Raw genomic sequence first — 21042 nt, forward strand, 5'->3', positions numbered from 1 at the left:
GACGTGAACCGTCGGGAAGGTCGAGTAGGAATCGCGCGGGTCGCAACGCAGCCTGCGCGACGAACCTGGCGCCTGGGATCACTTGTACTTCTTGATGATCTGCAGTGCCTCGTCTCCGGACACGTTCTTCGCGACCAGTTTGCCGTTCTTGATCTTGCGGATCGTGTACAGCTTCGGCTTCTTCGCATCGGCGATGTGCAGGCCGACACTCTTGGCCTTCTTGTTCAGGTTTTCCAGCACGACTGGATGGTAGCGCCTCAAGGTGAACGATTCGGACCGTTCGCCTCAGCGTTGGGTTGAAGACATCAGTGCTGCCACCCGGCATTTCAGGGCCGACCGGGCCAGGCTGTCCGGGCTCGGAGTTGCCAACATCACAGTCGGAATCGAGCTCGCCCGGCGCCGCTGCCCGGTCAGCAGATCTCGGTGCCGACCGCGGTGGAGTGATCCAGTCGCCGCGAGTAGCTGCCGCCGCCGATGCGGGACTTGATGGCGCACGTCTCCGACACCGTGGCGCCGGGGTAGTAGACGGCGTAGATCGGGTTACCGTCCTGGGACTGCTTGAGCGACGCGCAGGCCTGATCGGTGCGCAGGTACGACGCTCCCGGATGCTGCTGCAGTGCCGCGGCGACCTCCTGTGCGTACGCGCCCGGCGTGATCGCGTTGAAGACGAAGGTGACGGTCTCGCCCGTGCAACTCGGCGTGGTGATCGGCGTCGACAGGCCGAGGTCGCCGGTGCCGCGCGTCGACGTCGGGGTGAGCGTGGTCGTCGTCCTGCTCGGTGCGCTGGTTGCGGTGGTCGACGGTTCGTCGGCCGCCGATTCGGTGATCGTGGTGGTCTTCGCCTCGATCGTGGTGGTGACCGATGTGGCGGCGAGGTCTGGATCGTCGTCGTTTCCACTGGGCCACAACGCGATCGCAGTTCCGACGGCGGCGAACACGGCGACCGCGGCGATGCCGGCCAGAACGAGGTTCATCGAGCGGTTCGACCCCTGCGGCGGGACCGGCTGCGGCGAAATCGGCGGCTGCGGCGGCAGCGTACCCAGGGCGCCGACCGGCGCCACCTGGGTCGTCGCGTGCGGGAGGACGGGCGGCCGGCCGTTCAGGGTCTGGCGCGCGGCGGTGGCGAGCGCGCCGGCCGAGGCGAAGCGCTGCGCCGGATCCTTCGCGGTGCCGTGGGCGATCACCGCGTCCAGCGGTCCGCCGGTCGGCGGCAACGGCCGGTGCAGGTGCCCGGCGATGATCTGTTCCATGCTGTCGTCGCCGAACGGCTTCGCTCCGGTGAGGCATTCGTACAGCACGCAGGTGAGCGCGTAGACGTCGGCGGGCGGGCCCACCGGCGCGCCGGTGCCGAAGCGCTCGGGCGCCATGTAGTTGAACGAGCCGATCGCCGAACCGGTGGAGGTCAGCGACGTCTGCCCGGCCGATTGCACGAGCCCGAAGTCGACGAGGTAGGCGAACCCGCGGCGGTCGAGCAGGATGTTCTCCGGCTTCACGTCGCGGTGTGTCAGCCCGGCCTGGTGGGCGGTGTCGAGCGCACCGGCGATCTGCTCGATGATCGCGACCGCCTGGTCGGCGGGCACCGGGCCCTGCCGGATCAGGGCGCGCAGGTCCTGGCCGTCGACGATCCGCATGTCCAGAAACAGCTGGCCGTCGATCTCCCCGAAGTCATGGATCGGGATGACGTGCGGATCGCTGAGGCGCGCCGCGGTCTGCGATTCGCGCAGGAAGCGGGTCCGGTACTCGTCGTCGTGCGCCAGCTGCGGTGGCAGCAGCTTGAGTGCCACAGTGCGGTCTTTGGCGGTGTCGACCGCCTCGTACACCTCGCCCATACCGCCGCGCCCGAGCAGTCGGACGAGGCGGTACGGGCCCAGCATGGTGCCACTGCGATCCCCCGGAACGGTCATGCTGAGTGAGGTTACAGCGGCAGCCCCCGCTCCAGGAGGTCCATGGCCTCCAGGAGCTCGGCGAGGGTCTCCTCGTCGGGGAGGGTGGCACGCTCGACGATGTGCATCAGCACCCCGGAGACGGCGGCGATGAAGACCCGCAGCGACAGGCTCGACTCATCGGTGCCGGTGTATGCGGCGATGAGGGCGATGCCTTCCTGGAGCATGCCGTCCAGGGCGAGCTGGTTGGCCATCCGGAGCGTGGGTTCGCTGCGTAGCAGGTGTGCGCGATCGGGGTTCGCCGCCCACTCGTCGGCCATTCCGATGGCGAACAGCTCGCGCAGGATGTGCCGTAGCAGATCGAAGTGGCTGAGGCCGGCGGGTGCGTTCTCGAAGATCTCCAACCGTGCTTCGACCAGGTCGTCGCTGATCAGCACCTGCTCTTTGGACTCGAAGTAGCGGAACAGGGTGGTATGCGAGACGCCGGCAGCCTCGGCGATCTGCGCCACCGTCGTCGCGTGATAGCCCTGTTTGGTCACCAGGTCGAGGGCGGCGAAACGGATCGCGCTCCGGGTGCGCGCCTTGTTCTGGGCGCGCACCCCGAGCCGGGATTCTCCGGTCATGTCAGGGCGACCTCTTCTTCGGCCGTGGTGCCGACACCGCGGTGGCGGACGGAACTGCCCTCGACGTCGAAGTTGAGGACCAGCTTGTCGAGCCAGCGCGGCAGACCCCAGGCCTTCTCGCCGAGCAGCGAGATCACCGCGGGCACCACGATCATGCGGATGATGAAGGCGTCGAAGAACACGGCGATGGCGAGCGCGAAGCCGAGCATCTTGTTGGTGGTCTCCGGGGACAGCATGAAGGCGGCGAAGACGCTGATCATGATGATCGCGGCCGACGTCACCACGCGACCGCCGTGGCGGTAACCGGCCACGATCGCGTCCTTGGGCGACATGCCGTGCAGGAATTCTTCACGCATACGTGTCACCAGGAACACCTGATAGTCCATGGCGAGGCCGAAGACCACGCCGACCAGGAAGATCGGCAGGAAGCTCAGCAGCGGACGCGGATTCTCGATCAGGCCCAGCCATCCGTCGGTGAACACCGCGGTGGTGATGCCGAACGTGGCCAGCACGGAGAAGACGAATCCGATGGTGCCGATCAGCGGCACCCAGATGGAGCGGAACACGGCGATCATGATCAGGAACGCCAGGCCCACGACCACTGCGATGTACGGGATCAGCGCCTTGTCGAGCTTGGTCGACAGGTCGGACATGATCGCGGTCTGTCCGCCCACGTGCAGCTGCGCGCGCTGCTGCTCCAGAGTCGGGCTCAGTGCGCGAATGGACTCCATCAGGTCGTGCGTTTCGGTGGACGACGGCGAGCTGAGCGGCGTCACCACGATGAGCGCGGTGTTCGCGCCGGCGTTGGGATTGGCCGGGTCGGTGCCGTTGCCCATCCAGGCCACGGACTCGGGCTGGTAGACGTCGGGCAGCTTCTTGATGTCGGCCACGGTGCGCTCGGCGGCAGGTGCCACGTCGGCGTCGTCGTCGGCGGCGACCACCACGAACAGCTGTCCGTTGATGCCCTCGCCGAAGCCCTTCTTGACCAGCTGCTGCGCGGCGATCTCGTCGTCGGCGGTCATATCCAGGCCCAGCTCCATGCCCTTGACCGGGATGGCCGCGGCCACCAGGATCGCGAGGCCCACGACGATGAACGGGATCGGTTTGGCGACGATCGCGCGGCCGAACTTCACGCCGAGGGTGTCGACGTCGTCGGACGGTTCGGCGTGGCGGATCCACGGGATCCGCGGCGTGAACGCGAAGCGTCCGACGGCGCCGAGGATGGCCGGGATCAGCGTGATGGCCGACAGCACAGCCACCAGGACCGCGACGGCGGCGCCCATGCCCATCTGCGTGATCAGCGGAATCCCGATCACCATCAGGGCGACGACCGCGATGATCACGGTGAGGCCGGCGAAGACCACCGCCGTACCGGCGGTACCGACCGCGCGTCCGGCCGCGTCGGCGGGTGAGCCGCCGCGCTGCACCTCATTGCGGAAGCGGGACACGATGAACAGCGCGTAGTCGATCGAGACGGCGATGCCGAGCATCAGGACGATGCCGGTGGCCGCCTGGTTCACAGTCATGAACGACGCGGAGACCATCAGCATCAGCATGGTGAGGCCGACACCGACGATGCCGGTGATCAGCGGGATGAAGGCCGCGATCAGCGCACCGAAGGCGACGATCATCACCACGAAGGCGACGCCGAAGCCCAGTGCTTCAGCGGTACCGCCGCCGCTCATGGCGCCCATGACGCCGCTGGTGGCCTCCACCTGCAGGCCGTTGCCGCTGTTGCGTTCGAGGACGTCGAGCAGGGCCTGTTTGTCGGCGGGTTCGAGCTCCATTAGGTCGATGTCCTGGCCGACACTGATGAGGCCGATCTTGCCGTCGTCGGACAGCACCTGCGAGGCCATCGCCGGATCGGACTGGGCGACGAGGACCGGATCGACGATCTGCTTCGGATCGGTCACCGACGGCAGGGCGGCGAGCTCTGTGGTCAGAGTCTCGATCTGCGCGGTGTGCGCGGCGAGGCCGTCGTCGGCGGCGATGACGACGGTGGTGCGCGCCTTCATCTGCTGTTCGGACAATGCCGGGAACTTCTCCTGCATCTGCTCCATGGCGATGCCGCCGTCGGTGCCGGGCAGTTCGAAGTCTTTGGCGAACTTGGGATTGAGCCCGGCGACCAGGCCACCCATGATGGCGAGCAGCGCCACCCAGGTGCCGATCACCCACCATTTGTGGCGGAACGAGAAGCGGCCGAGCCGAAAGAGTGCAGAGGACATGCCAACAAGTGTTACTGACTAACACTTTTGTCGGCAAGGAGAATTCAGCGTGAGGCCGCGCACACCTCGGCCAGGAAAGCGCGGATCAGTCCGTGGTCCTTGACGCCGGGCGACGACTCGACGCCGCTGGAGACGTCGACGCCCCAGGGGGCGACGGCGGCGATGGCCGCGGCCACGTTGTCCGGTCGCAGGCCGCCGGCGAGGAGCCAGTGGCCGTCCGGTGCGCGGCCGGTGAGCGCGGAGAGGTCCCACTGCTCACCGGAGCCCGGGCGCGGGGCATCGAGCAGTAACGCCTCCTCGCCGTAGGTGCCGACGCGCAGGTCAGGGGAGTGGGCGAGCGACGTGGCACGCCACAGCCGCGGGAAGATCGCAGCGGCCGCGGCGAAGTCCGCTTCGGTGTAGGTGCCGTGCAATTGCAGGATCGACGCGCCGATCTCCTGGGCGAGGCGGGCCGCGTCGGCCGACGGCATGTCGTTCACCACGAGCACGGTGTCCACGGCGCCGTCGGCCGCGGCGATGATGCGCCGGGCCAGGTCCGCGTCCACCGCGCGCGGGCTGGTGCGATTCATCACCACACCGATGGCGTCCGCCCCGGCGCCCACCGCCACCTCGACGTCGTCGACCGCGGTCAGTCCGCACACCTTTGCCAGCATGGGACCGATTCTAATGCCGGTGCCGCGATCCGACAGCGGCCTGTGGCAGCACTACGCTGTCGTCGTGGAGATTCCGGCGGGCCTAGCGAAACAGCGTGCGTTGGGACCGGATTGGGCGGCGTGGCTGGACGGACTCGGACGGCGATGCGACGACCTGGTGGCGGAGTGGGAGCTGACGCCCACCGGCGATCCCATGCAGGGATTCGCGTCGATCGTCGTGCCGGTGCGGGAGTCCGACGGCCGCGCCTCGGTGCTGAAAGTGGGCTTCGACGGCAGCGCCGAGACCGCGCACGAGCATGTGGCACTGCAGCTCTGGGGAGGCGACGGCGCGGTGCGGCTGTATCGCGTCGATCCGGCGCGGCGCGCGATGCTGCTGGAGCGGTTGGGGTCGACGGATTTGAGAGAGGAATGGGACCTGCAGGCGTGCGAGCTCATCGCGGGCTTCTACGGGCGGCTGCACAAGCCTGCGTCGCCGCGGTTTGACCCGTTGAGCGGCTACCTCCAGCGGTGGCTCGACGCGATGGCGGCGGATGTACGGGACATGCCGGTGCCGCGCCGTCTGATCGACCAAGCGCTGAGCCTGGGCCGCGACTTCGTCGTCGACGCCGCCACCGACGGCCGGATCATTCACGGCGACCTGCATTACGAGAACGTCCTGGCCGCCGAGCGTGAGCCCTGGCTGGTGATCGATCCGCAGCCGATGTCGGGGGATCCGCACTACGAGATCGCCCCGCTGCTGTGGAACCGCTGGGACGAGATGGCAGGCTATCTGCGCGAGTCGATCCAGCGGCGATTCTTCACCGCGGTGGAGGCGGCCGGGTTCGACGAGGAGCGCGCCCGCGACTGGGTGATCGTGCGCATGGTGCTCAACGCCCACTGGGCCGTCGAGGACGCGAAGCGGATGCGACGCGACCTCGACAGCTCCGAGCGGGCATGGATCACTCAGTGCATCAGCGTGGCGAAAGCCGTGCAGCCCTAAGGGATTCGGGCAATTGCTGCGACTACTTCTTCTTGGCGGCGATGGCGATCAGGCCACCGGCCATGGCGACGTTCTTGAGGAACTGGACCTGCTGCATGGCCCGCATCTGCGGATCCTCGTGGTTCCAGTAGGCATGGCCGGCGACGGTGGTCGGGACCAGCGACGCGAGCAGCACACCGGCGGAGGCGCGCGGGTAGAGGCCTGCGGTCAGCATGCCGCCGGCCACCGCCTGGGCGGCGCCGTTGAGGCGGACGATGGCTTCGTCGTTCACCGGGACCGGAACGGCGCTTCGCACCGGGGCCAGCATGGCGCCGGCGGCGTCGACGCGCTGTCCGGGCGCGGTCGCCGCACCGTAACCGAGGATGACGTAGGGGATACCGGTCAGCGCACGACTGATGGCCGAGATGATCTTCATGGCGGTTCCTTCTGGCTACACAGCTATCGGTGGAGACTTCAGTATTCGACGGTAGCGTCGCCGCGTCTGGCGCGCTATCGCCAGCTGAGCCGGGTGATGCCCCCAGTCGGACTCGAGCCGACACTGAACGCTGCTCAGCCCGGACCCTGCCGCTTTCGAAAAGTTTTACGTCCTGAAAGGCACCGCTAAGGGGCCTGGCAGGACACAGAACTAGCGCCCATGGCTGAGTTCCGGGTGCGGCTGACTGTGGTCACCCGGGGAAATTCGAGGGGTGTGACCTCGCCGAGTGCTACGCACTCTCAGCTCCGGAGAGTCGGCCGCTACAACCGGCGACGCCGTGCCCCCAGTCGGACTCGAACCGACACTGCGCGGATTTTAAGTCCGCTGCCTCTGCCAATTGGGCTATGGGGGCGCGGGTGTCATCTTGCCAGGACCCCGCGACGAGTTCGGGGAGCGGGCGGTGAGTGGGGGGCTTCGACGAGATCAGCCGACGAGGAGGTTGTCGACGGCGTTCCCCGAGCTTGTCGAAGGGCGGGTTCGGTGGGATGGTTCCATGGAGGGGTGGCGCAGACTGCAGAGGGAGCACGCATGAAGGTCGAGATCTGGTCGGACATCAACTGTCCGTTCTGTTACCTGGGAGTGCACCAGTTTCTCGTCGGGCTCGGCGACTTCGACAAGGCCGATCAGATCGAGGTGATCCACCGGTCCTTCGAGCTCGATCCGAACCAGGAACGCGGCGCGTCGGGCAACGTCGTCGATCATCTGGCGGAGAAGTACGGCTTCTCGCCGGAAGATTCGGCCAACGGTGAACTCCAGCTCGCCGAGAAGGCCAAGGAGTTCGGTCTTCCGTACATCACGTCCGGGCGCGACTTCGGCGACTCCTTCGACATGCACCGCCTGGTGCACTTCGCCGCCGAGAGCGGGCGCGCCGAGGACATGCTCCTCGCGCTGCTGCACGCCAACTTCGGCGATGAACGCCCGCTGTTCGGCAGCCACGAGCGGCTGGTCGAGATCGCCGTCGCCGAAGGCTTCGACGAAGCGCAGGTCCGCGAGGTGCTCGCCGACGAGACCCGCTACGCGCAGGCCGTGCGCGACGACGAGAAGCTCGCCCACGAATTGAACTGCCAGGGCGTGCCGTACTTCGTGCTCAACCGGCACTTCGTGATCTCCGGCGCCCAGCCGGCGGAAGTCTTCACCGACGCCCTCCGCCAGGGCTGGGAGCACTACTCGGGCGCGACGTCCACGTAGTCGGCGAACCCGTACTGATCGTGCGGGCCGATCACCGAGAACTCGAAGAGGCCTTCGCCCTGGTGGACCGTGCCGTCGTCGGACGTGAGTCGGAACGACGCCAGGTAGTCCACCGGGCAGAAGAGCTTCATCGTCGCGTCGAGCTCGGAGATCTTGAGTCGTAGCGACTCCACCTTCTCCTCACCCTGCCACATCCCGTGGCGCCAGTCCTGCTCCAACCCGTAGCCGGTGCCGAAGCCGATGAAGTTGGCCAGCTGCGGCGTGCACTCGACCGTCGTCGTCGCACCCGACGGCTTGATGAATCGCAGTGTGGCGGCACCGGGTTCGCGGCCGCCGGGGATGAAGCTGATGTCGTGCTCGACGCGGCCCAGCCACTCGACGTCGCGGGTCGGGTCGTCCCAGACCAGCCGGGCGTCGCCCATGATGCGCTCGCCCTCGCGGGTCTCCTGCACCACGACGACCACCGCGAAGCCGTCGAAGCGCATCACCGAGTAGATCCAGAAGAAGCTGTTGGATCCGCTCTCGGCCGCACGACGACCGGGCGGCTCCGCCTCGCCCACCGGGCGCACACCCCATGACCGGTCGCGATTGCCGCGCCAGTTCTCGGGTTCGACGACGAACGCGTCGTCGTCGACGGTGAGCGTGCCGGTCCAGTCGCCGGTCTGCACGAAGCGCTGGGTGTCGAACGTGACTCGCTCGAGCTGGCGCTGGAAGTGTCGCGGCTCGAGGACCGCGGGCGCATCGGCGGTGAACTCCAGATCGAACGACACCGCGCCGTGACCCGGCTCCAACGAGATCCGCAGGCGTTGCAGGCCCTCGAGCACCTCGACGCGGAACGGCCCCACCTGCAGGTCGTTGCGGTCGGCGCCGAGTGCGCGCGAACCGCGCACGACGAGATGGTCGTCGCCGCGACGCACCACCACGAAGCAGTCCACCACGCCGAGATTCGGGTACACGCCGAGCCCGAAGATGAACCACGGATCGTCGGATGTGGCTGCAGTGCTGGACAGTCGGCGGTGGCAGTTGAAGTAGTAGCGGTCGTAGAAGTTTCGGTCCGACGTGCCGACGTGCCGGATCACTTCGGGGATCTGGTGGACGGGGTAGTCGTCCATGGGGGAGAGCGTCACTTGATCGACCCCCAGTAGGTGCCGTCGAGCATGGCTTCCAGGGTCCTGCGGTGCATGATCATGTCGTCGGGGTCGTCCGGTGCGGCCGCCTGGCCGAAGTGTATTGCGCGCGTTTGGATTCGGTACATCACGACGGCGTGGATGAGTGCCGCGTACAGCGTGTAGAAGTCGAGGTCGCGGAGCTCGTGACCGGTCGCGGCCTGGTAATCGGCGGCGGCCTGTTCGCGGGTCAGGAAGTCGGTGAGCCCCTCCATCCCGGCCATTTCGGTGAGGTCCTGGAAGAAGCGGTGAAGGAAGATCATCCACGCGACGTCGAGCTCGCGCGGCCCGAGGGCGGCCATCTCCCAGTCGAGCACGGCGGCAGGAGTGAACTCGTCGTAGATCATGTTGCCGATCCGTGCATCGCCCCAGCAGAGGACCGGCTCGGATTCGGCCGGCAGATTCTCCTGCACCCACGCGAAGCCGCGTTCGATGAGCGGTGCGCCTTCGCCGTCGCGGCTGGCCCACGTATAGAAGTCGCGGAGACGACGGATGTGCGCCTGCAGGGCGGTCTCGCCCGGGAGCGGCTGATCCACGGCGGCCCCGTCGGTGGGTGCGGCGTGCACCTGGGCGATCACCGCGACGCTGCGGCGCGCCATCTCCGCGCGCTCTTCGGCGGAGGCCTCGGTGACCCACGAACCGAAGGTGTAGGGCATCACATCCGGGGGAATCCGGCCGTCGACTCGGCTCATCACGAAGAACGGCGCGCCCAGCGGTCCGTCGTCGGGTTCGGACCACCACAGCTTCGGCAGCGGCAGGTCCGTCGTCTCCGCGACGTGGCCGATCAGTCGGAACTGCCCGTCGAGGTCGTACGACGGGAAGACGGGGTCGCTGGACTCGAGTGGCGCCACTCGGACCACCAGGCTCTCCGGAGCGCCGTCGATCACGGCCTGAACCAGCAGGGTCTCGCTGGACATGCCGTTGGCGGAGGGGAGTTCCACCTCGGTGACGGCGGCGTCGTCTCCGGCCCGGGTCTTGATCCAGGCGTGCAGGCGTTCGCGGAGCCATTCGGGTTCGCGCTGGGACTGGGTGGGCCGCGCGATCTCGCGACCCTCATCGGCATTCGAAGCAACGGCAGACACGATTCCCATGCAAGCACGCCCCTGCGCGCGGGGGACGCGATCGGTAGAACACGTTCCAATTCGGCCGGTGCGTCGGTGGTGTTGAACGAATCTCGTCAAGAGTCGGTAAAGTCGGAACTAAAGTGGCGCGCGGCACGTTGAGTCGGTAAGAAGCGTCAGCATCCATCCAACAAGGAGCTACAACAGTGCGCGAGAGCAGCAACCCGGTTATGCGCGGAGTGATCCGCGATAACCAGCCTGCCCCCTATGCCGGTTTCGGCCAAGCGATTCCGGGCGCCCAGCAGGCCGCTTGGAACGCGGGACAGCAGCAGGCCAACCCGTATCAGCAGGCCCCGTACCAGCAGCAGAGCCAGCAGGACTTCGTCCAGGCTCCCACCACCAGCCGTCAGATCACCATCGACGACGTGGTGATGAAGACCGGCATGACCCTCGCGGTGCTCATCGCCGTGGCCGTCGCGGTGTACGCGGCGATCGCCACCCGCGGCGCCGACCTCGTCGGCACCGCGCAGACCAACGCGCAGGTCGCGCTGGCCATGCCGCTGCTCCTCGTCGGCAGTATCGGCGGCTTGGTCCTGGTGCTGATCGCCAGCTTCGGTCGCAAGCAGGACAACCCGGCTATCGTGCTGGCCTACGCGGCCTTCCAGGGCCTGTTCGTCGGCTCCATCTCGTTCGTGTTCGCGAACCTGGCCGTCGCCGAAGGCACCAGCGCCGGCGCCATGATCGGCCAGGCCGTGCTCGGCACCATCGGCGTCTTCGTCGGCATGCTCATCGTCTACAAGGTCGGCGCCATCCGCGTCACCCCGCGCTTCACCCGCATGCTGATGGCCGGCATGGTCGGCGTCCTGGTCCTCGTGCTGGGCAACCTGGTCCTCGGCCTGTTCGGCGTGGACATGGGTATTCGCAGCGGTGGCCCGATCGCCATCATCTTCTCGCTGGTCTGCATCGCGCTGGCCGCCTTCTCGTTCCTCCTAGACTTCGACGCAGCCGACAAGCTGGTCAAGGCCGGTGCACCGGAGAAGGCCGCTTGGGGCGTCGCGCTCGGCCTGACCGTCACCCTGGTGTGGCTGTACGTCGAGATCCTGCGTCTGCTGAGCTACCTCAACAGCGACTAGATCTCCCGCTCGCCGCCGCCCCCGGCGGCGTCGTAGACACCACTGCCGTCTGCTGCAGTCGTATACCGACTGCACCAGACGGCAGTGTGCATCTGTGGGTCGTCAGGCGGCGCGGAAGGCGTCGCTGAGGCGGGTCACGTCCGGTGAGTGAATCTGGGTTGCAACGAGGAAACCGTCGAGCACCCCGACGGTCTTGTCGATGCACGCCGACTGCATCGAGGCGTACCGCGTCATGCTGCGGAGTTCCTGGTCCACACCGTCGGGCTGGCTCAGTGCGAGGGGCGCGATGACCACCGGGTCGCCGGATTCCGGAATCAGCTTCATGGACAGCGACACGACGACGGGGTTGCCGTTTCCGATCGGATCAGGACCGACGGTGATGACCATGCGATCCACGGACGACGGTTTGACGGTGAAGTCGATGTCGCTGGTCACGGTTTTCGACGGAAGATTGTTGGCGAACGGCTCGAAGGGGATCTTCACCGAGTAGAACGCCGACACCATGGCGCCGCTGCCCTGTGGGTTGCAGGAGATCGTCTTCGCGTCGAGGATCGACGTCTCGATACGGACGATCCGCATCGGCGAGTCGGTGCTGTTCTTCAATGTGATGTCGATCGGCGTCGCGGAATTGGTGATCATGGTGGCGTCTTCGATCGGAATTCCGCTGCCATACGCTTTCGCGTCGACGTCGGTGGGGGTGCCGAAGGTCAGGGCGGCGACCTTGAGTGCTGCGGAATCGCCGTCCGCGGCTCCGCTGAAGGCTTTGACACCGACGAGTGCGAGGACGACGGCCGCGACGGAGACCAGGGTGGCGAGCGTCGCCCAGGCCGGGTGTTTCACGGCGGCCAGAATCCGGGCGCCGGTCGAGTCCTCGGGCACCCAGAACTGCCAGCCGGGCGGCGCCGGGCCCCAGCTCGGGTCCGGGCGCCAATCGGCGGAACGCCGCCACCCGGGGCGGGGCGGCCAGTTCGGGGGCGGGTTGTAGCGCATGCAGGCTCTTTCACCAGGGGCAGATGGTTCGTCCGACATTCTTCCCGGGTCTACGGCCGCGCGTGACGCTTGCATGCAAGTTCAACCAACTGGGGGACGTGCGATGCGAATCGGGCGGCCCGGAGAAGCTCCGGACCGCCCGTCGTCGTTCGTGAATCAGCTGAGGCGCTCGATGATCATCGCCATGCCCTGACCGCCGCCGACGCACATGGTCTCCAGACCGAAGGTCTTGTCGTGCGTGGTGAGGTTGTTCAGCAGGGTGGTGGTGATACGGGCACCGGTCATGCCGAACGGGTGGCCCAGCGCGATCGCGCCGCCCGAGACGTTCAGGCGATCGTGATCCATGCCGAGGACGTCGGCCGAGCCGAGCACCTGCACGGCGAAGGCTTCGTTGATCTCGTACATGTCGATGTCGCTGATCGACATGCCGGCCACGCGCAGCACCTTGCGGACCGCTTCGATCGGGCCCAGGCCCATGATCTCGGGCGACAGGCCGGTGGCCGCGGTGGCGACGATGCGCGCCAGCGGGGTCAGACCCAGCTCCTTGGCCTTGGTGTCGCTCATGATCATCAGGGCGGCGGCGCCGTCGTTCAGCGGGCAGGCGTTGCCGGCGGTGATGGTGCCGTCGGGGCGGAAGACCGGCTGCAGCTGGCTGATCTTCTCGTAGGTGGTGCCGGCGCGCGGGCCGTCGTCGGTGTTGACGATGGTGCCGTCGGGCAGGGTCACGGCGTCGATCTCACGGGCGAAGAAACCGTCGGCGATGGCCTTCTCGGCGCGGTTCTGGCTCAGGACGCCCCAGCGGTCCTGGTCCTCGCGGGAGATGCCGGTGTAGGTCACGACGTTCTCGGCGGTCTGGCCCATCGCGATGTAGACGTCGGGCAGCAGGCCGTCCTCGCGGGGATCGTGCCATGCGCCCGTGCCGCCTTCAGCGGTGGCGACGGTGCGGGCAGCAGCCTCGTCAAAGATCGGGTTCTTGGAGTTGGGGAGACCGTCGGCAGCACCGGCGGTGGCGAAGCTGGAGACGCTCTCCACGCCGCCGGAGATGAAGACGTCGCCTTCGCCGGCCTTGATGGCGTGCATGGCCATACGGGTGGTCTGCAGCGACGACGAGCAGTAGCGGTTCACGGTGACGCCCGGAACGTGGTCCAGGCCCAGCTCGACGGCGACGACGCGCGCGATGTTGTAACCGCCCGCACCGCCCGGCTGGCCGATGCCGAGGTGGATGTCTTCGATGTCGGCGACGTCGAGCTCGGGCACCTTGGCGATCGCGGTGGCGATCATCTGGCGGGCGAGCTCGTCGGGACGAAGATCCTTCAGGGACCCCTTACCGGCACGGCCGATCGGGGAGCGGGCGGTGGAAACAATAACGGCTTCAGGCATGTCGTCAGGGTAACTCACAACCCCGCAATGAACCGACCGGAGGCACAGTGCTTCCCGATGAGTGCAACTATGGGAGGTATGCGCATCGCCAATCACGTCGTCGACCTGGTCGGAAACACCCCGCTCGTCAAGCTCAATTCGGTCACCAAACCGGGTTCGGGTCTTGTCGCGGCGAAGCTCGAATACCTCAACCCCGGGGGCAGTTCGAAGGACCGGATCGCCACCCGAATGATCGACGCCGCCGAGGCCTCGGGGGAACTGAAGCCCGGTGGCACCATCGTCGAGCCGACGTCGGGCAACACCGGCGTGGGACTGGCACTGGTGGCGCAGCAGCGTGGCTACAAGTGCGTCTTCGTGTGCCCGGACAAGGTGGCCGAGGACAAGCGGAACGTGCTGCGTGCCTACGGCGCGCAGGTGGTGGTGTGCCCGACGGCCGTGCCGCCCGAGCATCCGGACAGCTACTACAACGTGTCCGATCGCCTTGTGCGCGAGATCGACGGCGCGTGGAAGCCCAACCAGTACGAGAACCCGGAAGGTCCGCGTAGCCACTACGAGACCACGGGGCCGGAGATCTGGGCCGACACCGACGGCACGATCACCCATTTCGTGGCTGGCGTCGGCACCGGCGGCACCATCACCGGCACCGGCCGCTACCTGAAGGAAGTCTCCGAGGGACGCGTCAAGGTGGTCGGCGTGGATCCCGAGGGCTCGGTGTACTCCGGCGGCTCGGGTCGTCCGTACCTGGTGGAGGGTGTCGGCGAGGACTTCTGGCCGGGCGCCTACGACCCGACGGTGCCCGACGAGATCATCGCCGTGTCCGACGCCGACTCGTTCGAGATGACGCGACGGTTGGCGCGCGAAGAGGGCCTGTTGGTCGGCGGATCGTGCGGCATGGCCGTGGTCGCGGCGCTCCGGGTGGCCGAGCGCGAAGGGCCGGACGCTGTGGTCGTGGTGCTGCTGCCCGACGGCGGGCGCGGCTACCTGTCGAAGATCTTCAACGACGACTGGATGAGCAGCTACGGCTTCCTGCGGACGCCGCTCGAAGGCGAGCAGCCGGAGTCGACGGTGGGCGAGGTGCTGCGCGGCAAGAACGGCGCGCTGCCCGACCTGGTGCACACGCACCCGCAGGAGACGCTTCGCGACGCCATCGAGATCCTGCGCGAGTTCGGCGTCTCGCAGATGCCGGTGGTCGGCGCGGAACCGCCGATCATGGCCGGTGAAATCGCCGGCGCGGTGAACGAGCGGGACCTGCTGTCGGCGGTCTTCGAGGGGCGTGCCACGCTGGCCGACCCGGTGTCGAAGCACATGGGCGAACCCTTCCCGCTGATCGGTGCCGGCGAGCCGGTGTCGTCGGCCATGGAGGCCTTGGGCCAGACCGACGCGCTGATGGTGGTCGACGACGGCAAGCCCGCCGGTGTCATCACCCGACACGACCTCCTGGCGTACGCCAGCACCCATCCGCTTCCGACTCGAGAGGGCGCACTGTGACCGATCAGGGCTTCTCCACCAAGGCAATTCACGCGGGCTGGGATCCCGAAGCCCGCACCGGGGCGGTGAACGTGCCGATCTACGCGAGTTCCACCTTCGCCCAGGACGGCGTCGGCGGCATGCGCGACGGCTTCGAGTACGCGCGCACCGGGAACCCGACTCGTCGGGTGCTGGAAGCGAACCTCGCCGCGATCGAAAACGGTACGTACGGACGGGGTTTCGCGTCAGGCATGGCCGCGACCGACGCCATCCTGCGCGCTGCTCTGCGCCCCGGTGATCACCTGGTGATTCCGAACGACGCCTACGGCGGCACCTTCCGACTCATCGACAAAGTGTTCTCGCAGTGGGGGATCGAGTACTCGGTGGCCCCGGTGGCGGACGTCGACGCCGTCGCCGCGGCCATGACGACGAAGACCAAACTGGTGTGGCTGGAGACGCCGACCAACCCGCTGCTGAACGTCGGCGACATCGCCGCCGTGGCTGATGCCGCACACGCCGGCGGGGCGAAGCTGGTGGTGGACAACACCTTTGCCACGCCCTACCTGCAGCGGCCGTTGGAGCTCGGCGCGGATGTCGTCGTGCACTCGACCACCAAGTACCTCGGCGGGCACTCCGACGTGGTCGGTGGCGCGATGGTGACCGACGACGAGCAGTTCGACGCCGACATCGCTTTCCTGCAGAACGGTGCCGGCGCGGTGCCCGGACCGTTCGACGCGTACCTCACCATGCGCGGGATCAAGACTCTGTCCGTTCGTATGGAGCGGCACTGCGACAACGCCGAGGCGCTGGTGGAACTCCTTGCGGCGCACCCGAAGGTGGCCTCGGTGCTGTATCCGGGCCTCACCGACCATCCCGGCCACGATGCGGCCGCGCGTCAGATGAAGCGCTTCGGCGGCATGATCTCGGTGCGTCTTGCCGGTGGTCGCGAGGCCGCGCTCGACTTCTGCGCGCGGACCAAGATCTTCACGCTGGCCGAGTCGCTCGGTGGCATCGAATCGCTGATCGAGCACCCGGGCGCCATGACGCACGCGTCGACGGCAGGTTCGCTGCTGGAGGTGCCCGACGATCTGGTGCGACTCTCGGTCGGCATCGAGGACGTCGAGGATCTGGTGGCCGACGTCGAGCAGGCGCTGGGCTGACCGCGCTCTGACGCGATCGGCTGTCGGGCTGACTCGGGGCCGTCATGGTCCGCGATCGCCTGGCCTGCTGGCTGTGGGAGGTGCCCGACGAACCCGGTGCAGTAGTGCGGTTCGCCCGGGCACGGAGATTGGCTGAGGTCTTCGTCAACGGCGCGGACGGCGCAGCTGCGCAACAGTGTTCCGCGCTGCGGGGTGCGGCCGTCTCGACGGCGTGCCTCGGCGGCGACCCGCGGTGGGTGTGGGAACCCGATCGCGCGATCGCATGGTCGCGCGAGGCCCTACGTCGAACGGGTTGCCGCACACTGCATCTGGACGTCGAGCCGTGGGCGTTGCCGGAATGGCCCGACGATCCCCGACGGTTGGCCGCGGCCTACGCGGACCTGGTCGAGGCCTGCGCTCACGCCTTGCCCGGCACCGCCGTCGAGATCGACGTGGTGCCCTGGCTGTTCGACGACCTGCCCGTCGAGGCGCGTCGGGCGATGAGTTCGGCGTCGTCGATCACCGTGCTCGCCTATCGCGATCGCGCCGACGCGATTCTGCGATTCGCCCGGCCGGCGATCGAGGCGGCACACGCAGCGCGACGGCCCTATCGGATCGGCGTCGAGACGATGCCGGTCGGGCCGGGCATACCGTCGTCGGCGACGTTCGCCGACGACGGTGCCGCGGTATTGCTGAGGGAGATCGAGCTGCTCGACGATGCGCTGGCCACCGACCGCTGGTTTCGCGGCGTCGCGGTGCACCACTGGGCCGCGTGGCGGACTTTACGCTGACGGGAAGCTCGCGAAGTGCTTGATCGTGTCGGTTTGGACGGTGGAGAACGCGCCGTCGGAGATCGGCTTGGAGAGGAATCCGGGGAGCCCGGCGCCGGCCAGTTCCATGGCGAAGCGCCAGATCAGGCGCGAGCCGTGGGCGGCGGGCGAGACTTCGGTGTACTCGCCGAACTTGCGCAGCCCCGGGATATTGACGCGGACGCCGTGGAAGGCGTGCCGGTAGGTCTGCGTCGCCGAGTCCTCGTCCCAGATGAAGAAGACCTCGTCCATCTTGATGAAGCCCGGCGCCAGGACCACGGACCGCGTGGTGCCGGGCTGGTACGGCTCGGGCGAGGTGTAGGTGACACCGCGCAGGGCCCGGCACCAGTCCAGGGTGTTCTGGCGGGTGAACTCCGCCCAGGCGACGTCCGGGGCCACCGGGATGTTCACGTCGATCTCGTAGCGCATCGGGGCGGTGGCGAAGAAGTCTTCGTCGAAGGATTCGAGTGCATATGCCATGGTCGGGACTCTACTTGGCGCCCGCTCGAAAAAAGTTCCGGAGAATGTGGAACCGAACGGACCTCCGCTGCGTCTAATTAATACGCGTCAATTTCGGTAGCCGGGGGGATGGCGAAATCGGCGCTTGGGGGGAACGTGTTGGAGGCCGGAAGTGGGGGGCCGGCCTCCAACACACCCACGATGACGGGAAGTGGACGCATGACAGATGTGGTTGCGGATGCGGCAGTCTGGCTAGATCGCGCGCGCATGGCCGACGAGGCTGCGCAGGACTTGGATCGCCTTTTAGAGGCGGCTTCAGGCACCGTTCGCAGAAACTACTTCGGCAACGGCTGCGCTGAGGGGATTGCGCTGTTTGAGGAACTGCACAGGATTCTCTCCGCGTGGCAGGCGGACATGGGCAGTTTGACGGTAGGTCTCGCGGCGACCGCTGAGCGTTGCCGAATTGCTGCGGCGCAGTACGAATCTGCTGACCAAGCCAGCGGGCGAATGGTGCGTTAACGTGCGCAAGGTAGGTCGCGCTGGAGTATTCGGCCTCGTGGCGCTGGTCGTGAGTTCCTGCGGTTCAGGAGAGGAGCAGGGCGACATCTCCGCGTTCCGCAGGCCACCTATTATTACGGCTCCTTCAAGTCCATCGGTTGCCCTTCCGTTCTCCTCGACCTTCACAGATCGATGGAACGAGGCAAACAACGGGAGTCAGTACGAGCCATGCACTGCTCTGGTGCCCTCGGAGTTGGGAAGCGTTGGTGTTGATTCTGGTTCGGTGCGCGATGCGGCGGGCACGAATGGGCAGACATTACGCGGATGTACGTGGGACTACCGAGCGACCGCCGATGGGCAGCGTTGGGCGGTGTCACAGACAGTCGCGAACTCCAGCGGGTTAGCCGCATACAAGGAGAAGTACTCGATGGATCATTGGATGGAGGACTTGACCGTTTATGGGCGAGTTGTCGGCGTGACGGACTCTCCCGACCTGGGTGAGTGCATGACTTATGTGCAGTCCGGGCAGGCCGGCATCACCACTTTGGTTATTCACCACCGGCCTCCGCACCCGCCTGTCTCGGAAGTGTGCGACCGAGCCATCGCCTTCACGAAGGCGACGATCGACAAGATGCCGCCGTGATGAGGGAATCGCGGGCACGGAGTCATTCAAACATTTGTTCTTGTCATACCTCGATGGCACCATAGTTCTAGAGGTTGGCGACGGCCTCCGGGGGCGGGTTCCATGAGTCGCTGAGTGGCAGGCCTCGTTGGGTTTCGCCCGTGGCGGCATGCGTGTCGCGGCGGGTGATGGGTGCCGGAACTTCCGTTCCGGCGCGGAGCGTTGTTTGAGAATTTTATATTGGGGCCGGTCGGCCGTCGCCCGTTGGTCGGCGGTTGATCAGTGGTGGGCGGTGCGGGCGGAAATCGGTTCTGGCACAACGGTTTTGGTTGCACATCATGGTGGGCAGACAATTCGTTGTGAATAGAACAGATTGGTTGTGTGCCGTCCAGAGAACGCGGATCCCTCGAGTGGGACACCTACGCCTACTCGTTCGCGCACCGTCTGTTCCTGGTCCGCAAGGAGCGAGGGCTGTCGCAGGAGGAACTGGCGCATCGCTGCGGGATGCATCGCAACGCCGTGTCGAACCTGGAACGCGGCACCAGCAACCGGGCGCCCCACATCTCGGATCCGCAGCTGTCGACCGTCTATCGGCTGGCCCGCGCGCTCGACGTCCCGCCGATGTGGTTGCTGCCGGACGTCGACAAGGTGCTGCCCGCGCGGTCGCGGGAGCAGGCGTCGGCGATGGCGTTGTCTCGGGTGGAGGCGGAGGTCGCCGAGTTGATCGCGGCGGAGAAGGCCGCGGCCGGCGGTGGCGAGCACGACTAGGCCGACCGTCGGACGAACCCGGACTCTGACGCAGGCCCGCTGAACACAGCTGCGGAAACAGAAAACCGGGCCGCAGTTGTCTGCGACCCGGTTTCCGTCGGTGTGTGAACCGAGAAACTCAGTGCTGGTAGGGCTCTGCGCTGACCAAGGTCACGGTGATCTCGGCGCCACTGGGCACGAGGTACGAGCGAGATTCGCCGACCTTCGCGTCGATGATGGCCGAACCCAGCGGGGAGCTGGGGGAGTAGACCTCGACGTCGGTCGCGATGCTCTCTTCGCGGGTGGCGATGAGGAAGGTTTCGGTGTCCTTCTCGTCGGTGCCGAAGTACACGGTCACCACCGAGCCGGGGAGTGCGACGCCGGACTGGGTCGGAGCCTGTCCGATCTTCGCGCTGTTCAGGAGGTCCTGCAGCTGGCGGATACGCGCCTCCTGCTGGCCCTGCTCCTCGCGCGCAGCGTGGTAGCCGCCGTTCTCCTTGAGGTCGCCCTCTTCGCGGCGCTCGTTGATCTCGGCGGCGATGGCATCGCGATTGCCGATCAGTGAGTCGAGTTCCTCTTTGAGCCGCTGGGCAGACTCGGGGGTAAGCCAGGTCACGCCGGTGTCAGTCATAGTGGATCTCCTTAGTGCCGTCCGCGAGTGGACTGCGTGTTCGTTGCCGCTGCACGAATGGTTCTCTATATGCAGCAACACGACCCCTGACGGGGCCGTGTGCTCCCAGGATACCAGTCAGTGTGGCTTGCCGCACACGGCTGACGCCGGTCCGCCGTGGAGAATCGGCGGTCGATCAGGCGGTGGTCTCCGATTGCGCGTACGACGGTTCGGCGCGTTTGAGGTAGCGCACGGCGGCGTAGGTGCCGGGCATGACCACGATCTCGATCAAGGTCTTCCACACGAAACCGATCAGGACGAACGAGGCGAACTGTCCCCAGGTGGTGACCCCGATGACCGGTGCTGCGATCGCGCAGAACACCATCGTGTCGAAGAATTCGCCCGCGACGGTCGAGCCGATCAGGCGCGCCCAGAGGTGACGCTCACCGGTGTGCTCCTTCATCCGCACGAGGACCCACGAGTTGGTGAACTCGCCGATCAGATAGCCGGCCAGGCTGGCCGCGACCAGCTGCGGCACCGCGCCGGCCACCGCCTCGAGGGCGGCCTGGTTCTCGTAGCCGTCGAGCGGTGGCAGAGCGATGGTCACGGTGAACGACAGTGAGGCCAGCAGCAGGATGGCGAAACCGGTCCAGATGGTCCGGCGCATGGCCTTGAATCCGTAGACTTCGCTGATGACGTCGCCGATCACGTAGCTCAGCGGGAAGAGGAAGAAGGCGCCGTCGGTGACGAGTGAGCCGCCGAACAGGCCGACGCCCTTGGTCGCGGCGATGTTGCTGATCAGCATGATGCCGACGAAGACGGCCATCAGCACCGGGTAGTACGGGGAGGAGATCGTTGCGAAGTTCGCTTTTAACGCCGGGGTCGGGGTGCCCGGCCGCCCAGAGTGGGCGGGTGCTTCCTCAGTCATCGGCTGG

General features: G+C 67.0%; 22 protein-coding genes and 1 tRNA gene. 9 read left to right on the top strand and 14 right to left on the bottom strand.

Features of this window, described 5'->3' with window-relative positions:
- Positions 1–78 precede the first annotated feature (78 nt).
- The 5 genes from MUG78_RS10310 to MUG78_RS10330 all read right to left on the bottom strand — a co-directional run bounded on the left by MUG78_RS10310 (position 79) and on the right by MUG78_RS10330 (position 5384).
- Positions 79–240: a hypothetical protein gene (locus tag MUG78_RS10310; protein WP_246994516.1), complete on the bottom strand. Its 162-nt coding sequence runs from the start codon at positions 238–240 to the stop codon at positions 79–81.
- A 170-nt stretch (positions 241–410) separates the two neighbouring features.
- Entirely contained in the window at positions 411–1904 is a 1494-nt protein-coding gene (locus MUG78_RS10315) for a serine/threonine-protein kinase (protein ID WP_246994518.1), read from the bottom strand.
- An 11-nt stretch (positions 1905–1915) separates the two neighbouring features.
- Positions 1916–2506: a TetR/AcrR family transcriptional regulator gene (locus MUG78_RS10320; protein WP_246994520.1), complete on the bottom strand. Its 591-nt coding sequence runs from the start codon at positions 2504–2506 to the stop codon at positions 1916–1918.
- Positions 2503–4731, bottom strand: coding sequence for an MMPL family transporter (locus MUG78_RS10325; RefSeq protein WP_246994522.1), 2229 nt, complete (start codon positions 4729–4731; stop codon positions 2503–2505). Before MUG78_RS10325 ends, MUG78_RS10320 begins: the two co-directional genes overlap by 4 nt.
- Positions 4732–4775: 44 nt before the next feature.
- Positions 4776–5384 carry a phosphoribosylanthranilate isomerase gene (locus MUG78_RS10330; protein ID WP_246994524.1) on the bottom strand — a complete coding sequence of 203 codons (609 nt, stop codon included), beginning with the start codon at positions 5382–5384 and terminating at the stop codon, positions 4776–4778.
- A 64-nt stretch (positions 5385–5448) separates the two neighbouring features.
- On the opposite strand from MUG78_RS10330, the gene MUG78_RS10335 reads away from it, so the two are divergent.
- The gene (locus MUG78_RS10335) at positions 5449–6363 is read left to right on the top strand and encodes an aminoglycoside phosphotransferase family protein (protein ID WP_246994526.1); all 915 of its coding nucleotides are present in this window, start codon (positions 5449–5451) and stop codon (positions 6361–6363) included.
- 22 nt (positions 6364–6385) lie between these two features.
- On the opposite strand, the gene MUG78_RS10340 is transcribed toward MUG78_RS10335, so the two are convergent.
- Complete coding sequence (locus MUG78_RS10340) at positions 6386–6778, bottom strand: DoxX family protein (protein ID WP_246994527.1); 393 nt, start codon at positions 6776–6778, stop codon at positions 6386–6388.
- 338 nt (positions 6779–7116) lie between these two features.
- Positions 7117–7190, bottom strand: a tRNA-Leu gene (locus tag MUG78_RS10345).
- Between the two features lie 176 nt (positions 7191–7366).
- On the opposite strand from MUG78_RS10345, the gene MUG78_RS10350 reads away from it, so the two are divergent.
- The gene (locus tag MUG78_RS10350; RefSeq protein ID WP_246994529.1) at positions 7367–8026 is read left to right on the top strand and encodes a DsbA family oxidoreductase; all 660 of its coding nucleotides are present in this window, start codon (positions 7367–7369) and stop codon (positions 8024–8026) included.
- Here the strand turns inward: MUG78_RS10350 and MUG78_RS10355 are convergent.
- Positions 8002–9138 (bottom strand): Rv3169 family protein, encoded by a 1137-nt coding sequence (locus MUG78_RS10355; protein WP_246994532.1) that lies wholly within the window; start codon positions 9136–9138, stop codon positions 8002–8004. The genes MUG78_RS10350 and MUG78_RS10355 overlap by 25 nt on opposite strands.
- A gap of 11 nt (positions 9139–9149) precedes the next feature.
- Entirely contained in the window at positions 9150–10274 is a 1125-nt protein-coding gene (locus MUG78_RS10360; RefSeq protein WP_372493188.1) for a phosphotransferase family protein, read from the bottom strand.
- A gap of 185 nt (positions 10275–10459) precedes the next feature.
- Here MUG78_RS10360 and MUG78_RS10365 point away from each other — a divergent pair, with 185 nt between their 5' ends.
- The gene (locus MUG78_RS10365) at positions 10460–11386 is read left to right on the top strand and encodes a Bax inhibitor-1/YccA family protein (RefSeq protein WP_246994536.1); all 927 of its coding nucleotides are present in this window, start codon (positions 10460–10462) and stop codon (positions 11384–11386) included.
- Between the two features lie 102 nt (positions 11387–11488).
- Here MUG78_RS10365 and MUG78_RS10370 read toward each other — a convergent pair whose 3' ends face one another.
- Positions 11489–12376, bottom strand: a complete 888-nt coding sequence (locus MUG78_RS10370; protein ID WP_246994538.1) for a hypothetical protein — start codon at positions 12374–12376, stop codon at positions 11489–11491.
- A 156-nt stretch (positions 12377–12532) separates the two neighbouring features.
- A complete protein-coding gene (locus MUG78_RS10375; protein ID WP_246994540.1) occupies positions 12533–13756 on the bottom strand; it encodes an acetyl-CoA C-acetyltransferase in 1224 nt (407 codons plus the stop codon).
- A gap of 78 nt (positions 13757–13834) precedes the next feature.
- On the opposite strand from MUG78_RS10375, the gene MUG78_RS10380 reads away from it, so the two are divergent.
- The 3 genes from MUG78_RS10380 to MUG78_RS10390 are packed head-to-tail and all read left to right on the top strand — an operon-like array spanning position 13835 to position 17153.
- Positions 13835–15244: a cystathionine beta-synthase gene (locus MUG78_RS10380; RefSeq protein WP_246996961.1), complete on the top strand. Its 1410-nt coding sequence runs from the start codon at positions 13835–13837 to the stop codon at positions 15242–15244.
- Positions 15241–16383 (top strand): cystathionine gamma-synthase, encoded by a 1143-nt coding sequence (locus tag MUG78_RS10385; protein ID WP_246994542.1) that lies wholly within the window; start codon positions 15241–15243, stop codon positions 16381–16383. The genes MUG78_RS10380 and MUG78_RS10385 overlap by 4 nt, the downstream gene beginning before the upstream one ends.
- Positions 16384–16427: 44 nt before the next feature.
- Positions 16428–17153 (top strand): hypothetical protein, encoded by a 726-nt coding sequence (locus MUG78_RS10390; RefSeq protein WP_246994544.1) that lies wholly within the window; start codon positions 16428–16430, stop codon positions 17151–17153.
- On the opposite strand, the gene MUG78_RS10395 is transcribed toward MUG78_RS10390, so the two are convergent.
- On the bottom strand, positions 17145–17651 hold the full coding sequence (locus MUG78_RS10395) for an SRPBCC family protein (protein ID WP_246994546.1): 507 nt from the start codon (positions 17649–17651) through the stop codon (positions 17145–17147). The two genes, MUG78_RS10390 and MUG78_RS10395, sit on opposite strands and share 9 nt — an antisense overlap.
- 198 nt (positions 17652–17849) lie before the next feature.
- Between MUG78_RS10395 and MUG78_RS10400 the strand changes: the two genes are divergently transcribed.
- The 3 genes from MUG78_RS10400 to MUG78_RS10410 all read left to right on the top strand — a co-directional run bounded on the left by MUG78_RS10400 (position 17850) and on the right by MUG78_RS10410 (position 19518).
- Complete coding sequence (locus MUG78_RS10400; protein WP_246994547.1) at positions 17850–18149, top strand: hypothetical protein; 300 nt, start codon at positions 17850–17852, stop codon at positions 18147–18149.
- Positions 18150–18198: 49 nt separating this feature from the next.
- Positions 18199–18771 (top strand): DUF3558 family protein, encoded by a 573-nt coding sequence (locus tag MUG78_RS10405; RefSeq protein ID WP_246996964.1) that lies wholly within the window; start codon positions 18199–18201, stop codon positions 18769–18771.
- Positions 18772–19131: 360 nt separating this feature from the next.
- Entirely contained in the window at positions 19132–19518 is a 387-nt protein-coding gene (locus MUG78_RS10410) for a helix-turn-helix domain-containing protein (protein ID WP_246994549.1), read from the top strand.
- Positions 19519–19636: 118 nt separating this feature from the next.
- On the opposite strand, the gene greA is transcribed toward MUG78_RS10410, so the two are convergent.
- Together greA and MUG78_RS10420 are read right to left on the bottom strand one after the other, a co-directional pair.
- Positions 19637–20128: a transcription elongation factor GreA gene (greA, locus tag MUG78_RS10415; protein WP_246994551.1), complete on the bottom strand. Its 492-nt coding sequence runs from the start codon at positions 20126–20128 to the stop codon at positions 19637–19639.
- Positions 20129–20303: 175 nt separating this feature from the next.
- Positions 20304–21035, bottom strand: coding sequence for a queuosine precursor transporter (locus tag MUG78_RS10420; protein ID WP_246994553.1), 732 nt, complete (start codon positions 21033–21035; stop codon positions 20304–20306).
- Positions 21036–21042: the final 7 nt, after the last annotated feature.

It is taken from the genome of Gordonia alkaliphila, from assembly GCF_023017165.1.
Classification (GTDB): Bacteria; Actinomycetota; Actinomycetes; order Mycobacteriales; family Mycobacteriaceae; genus Gordonia; species Gordonia alkaliphila.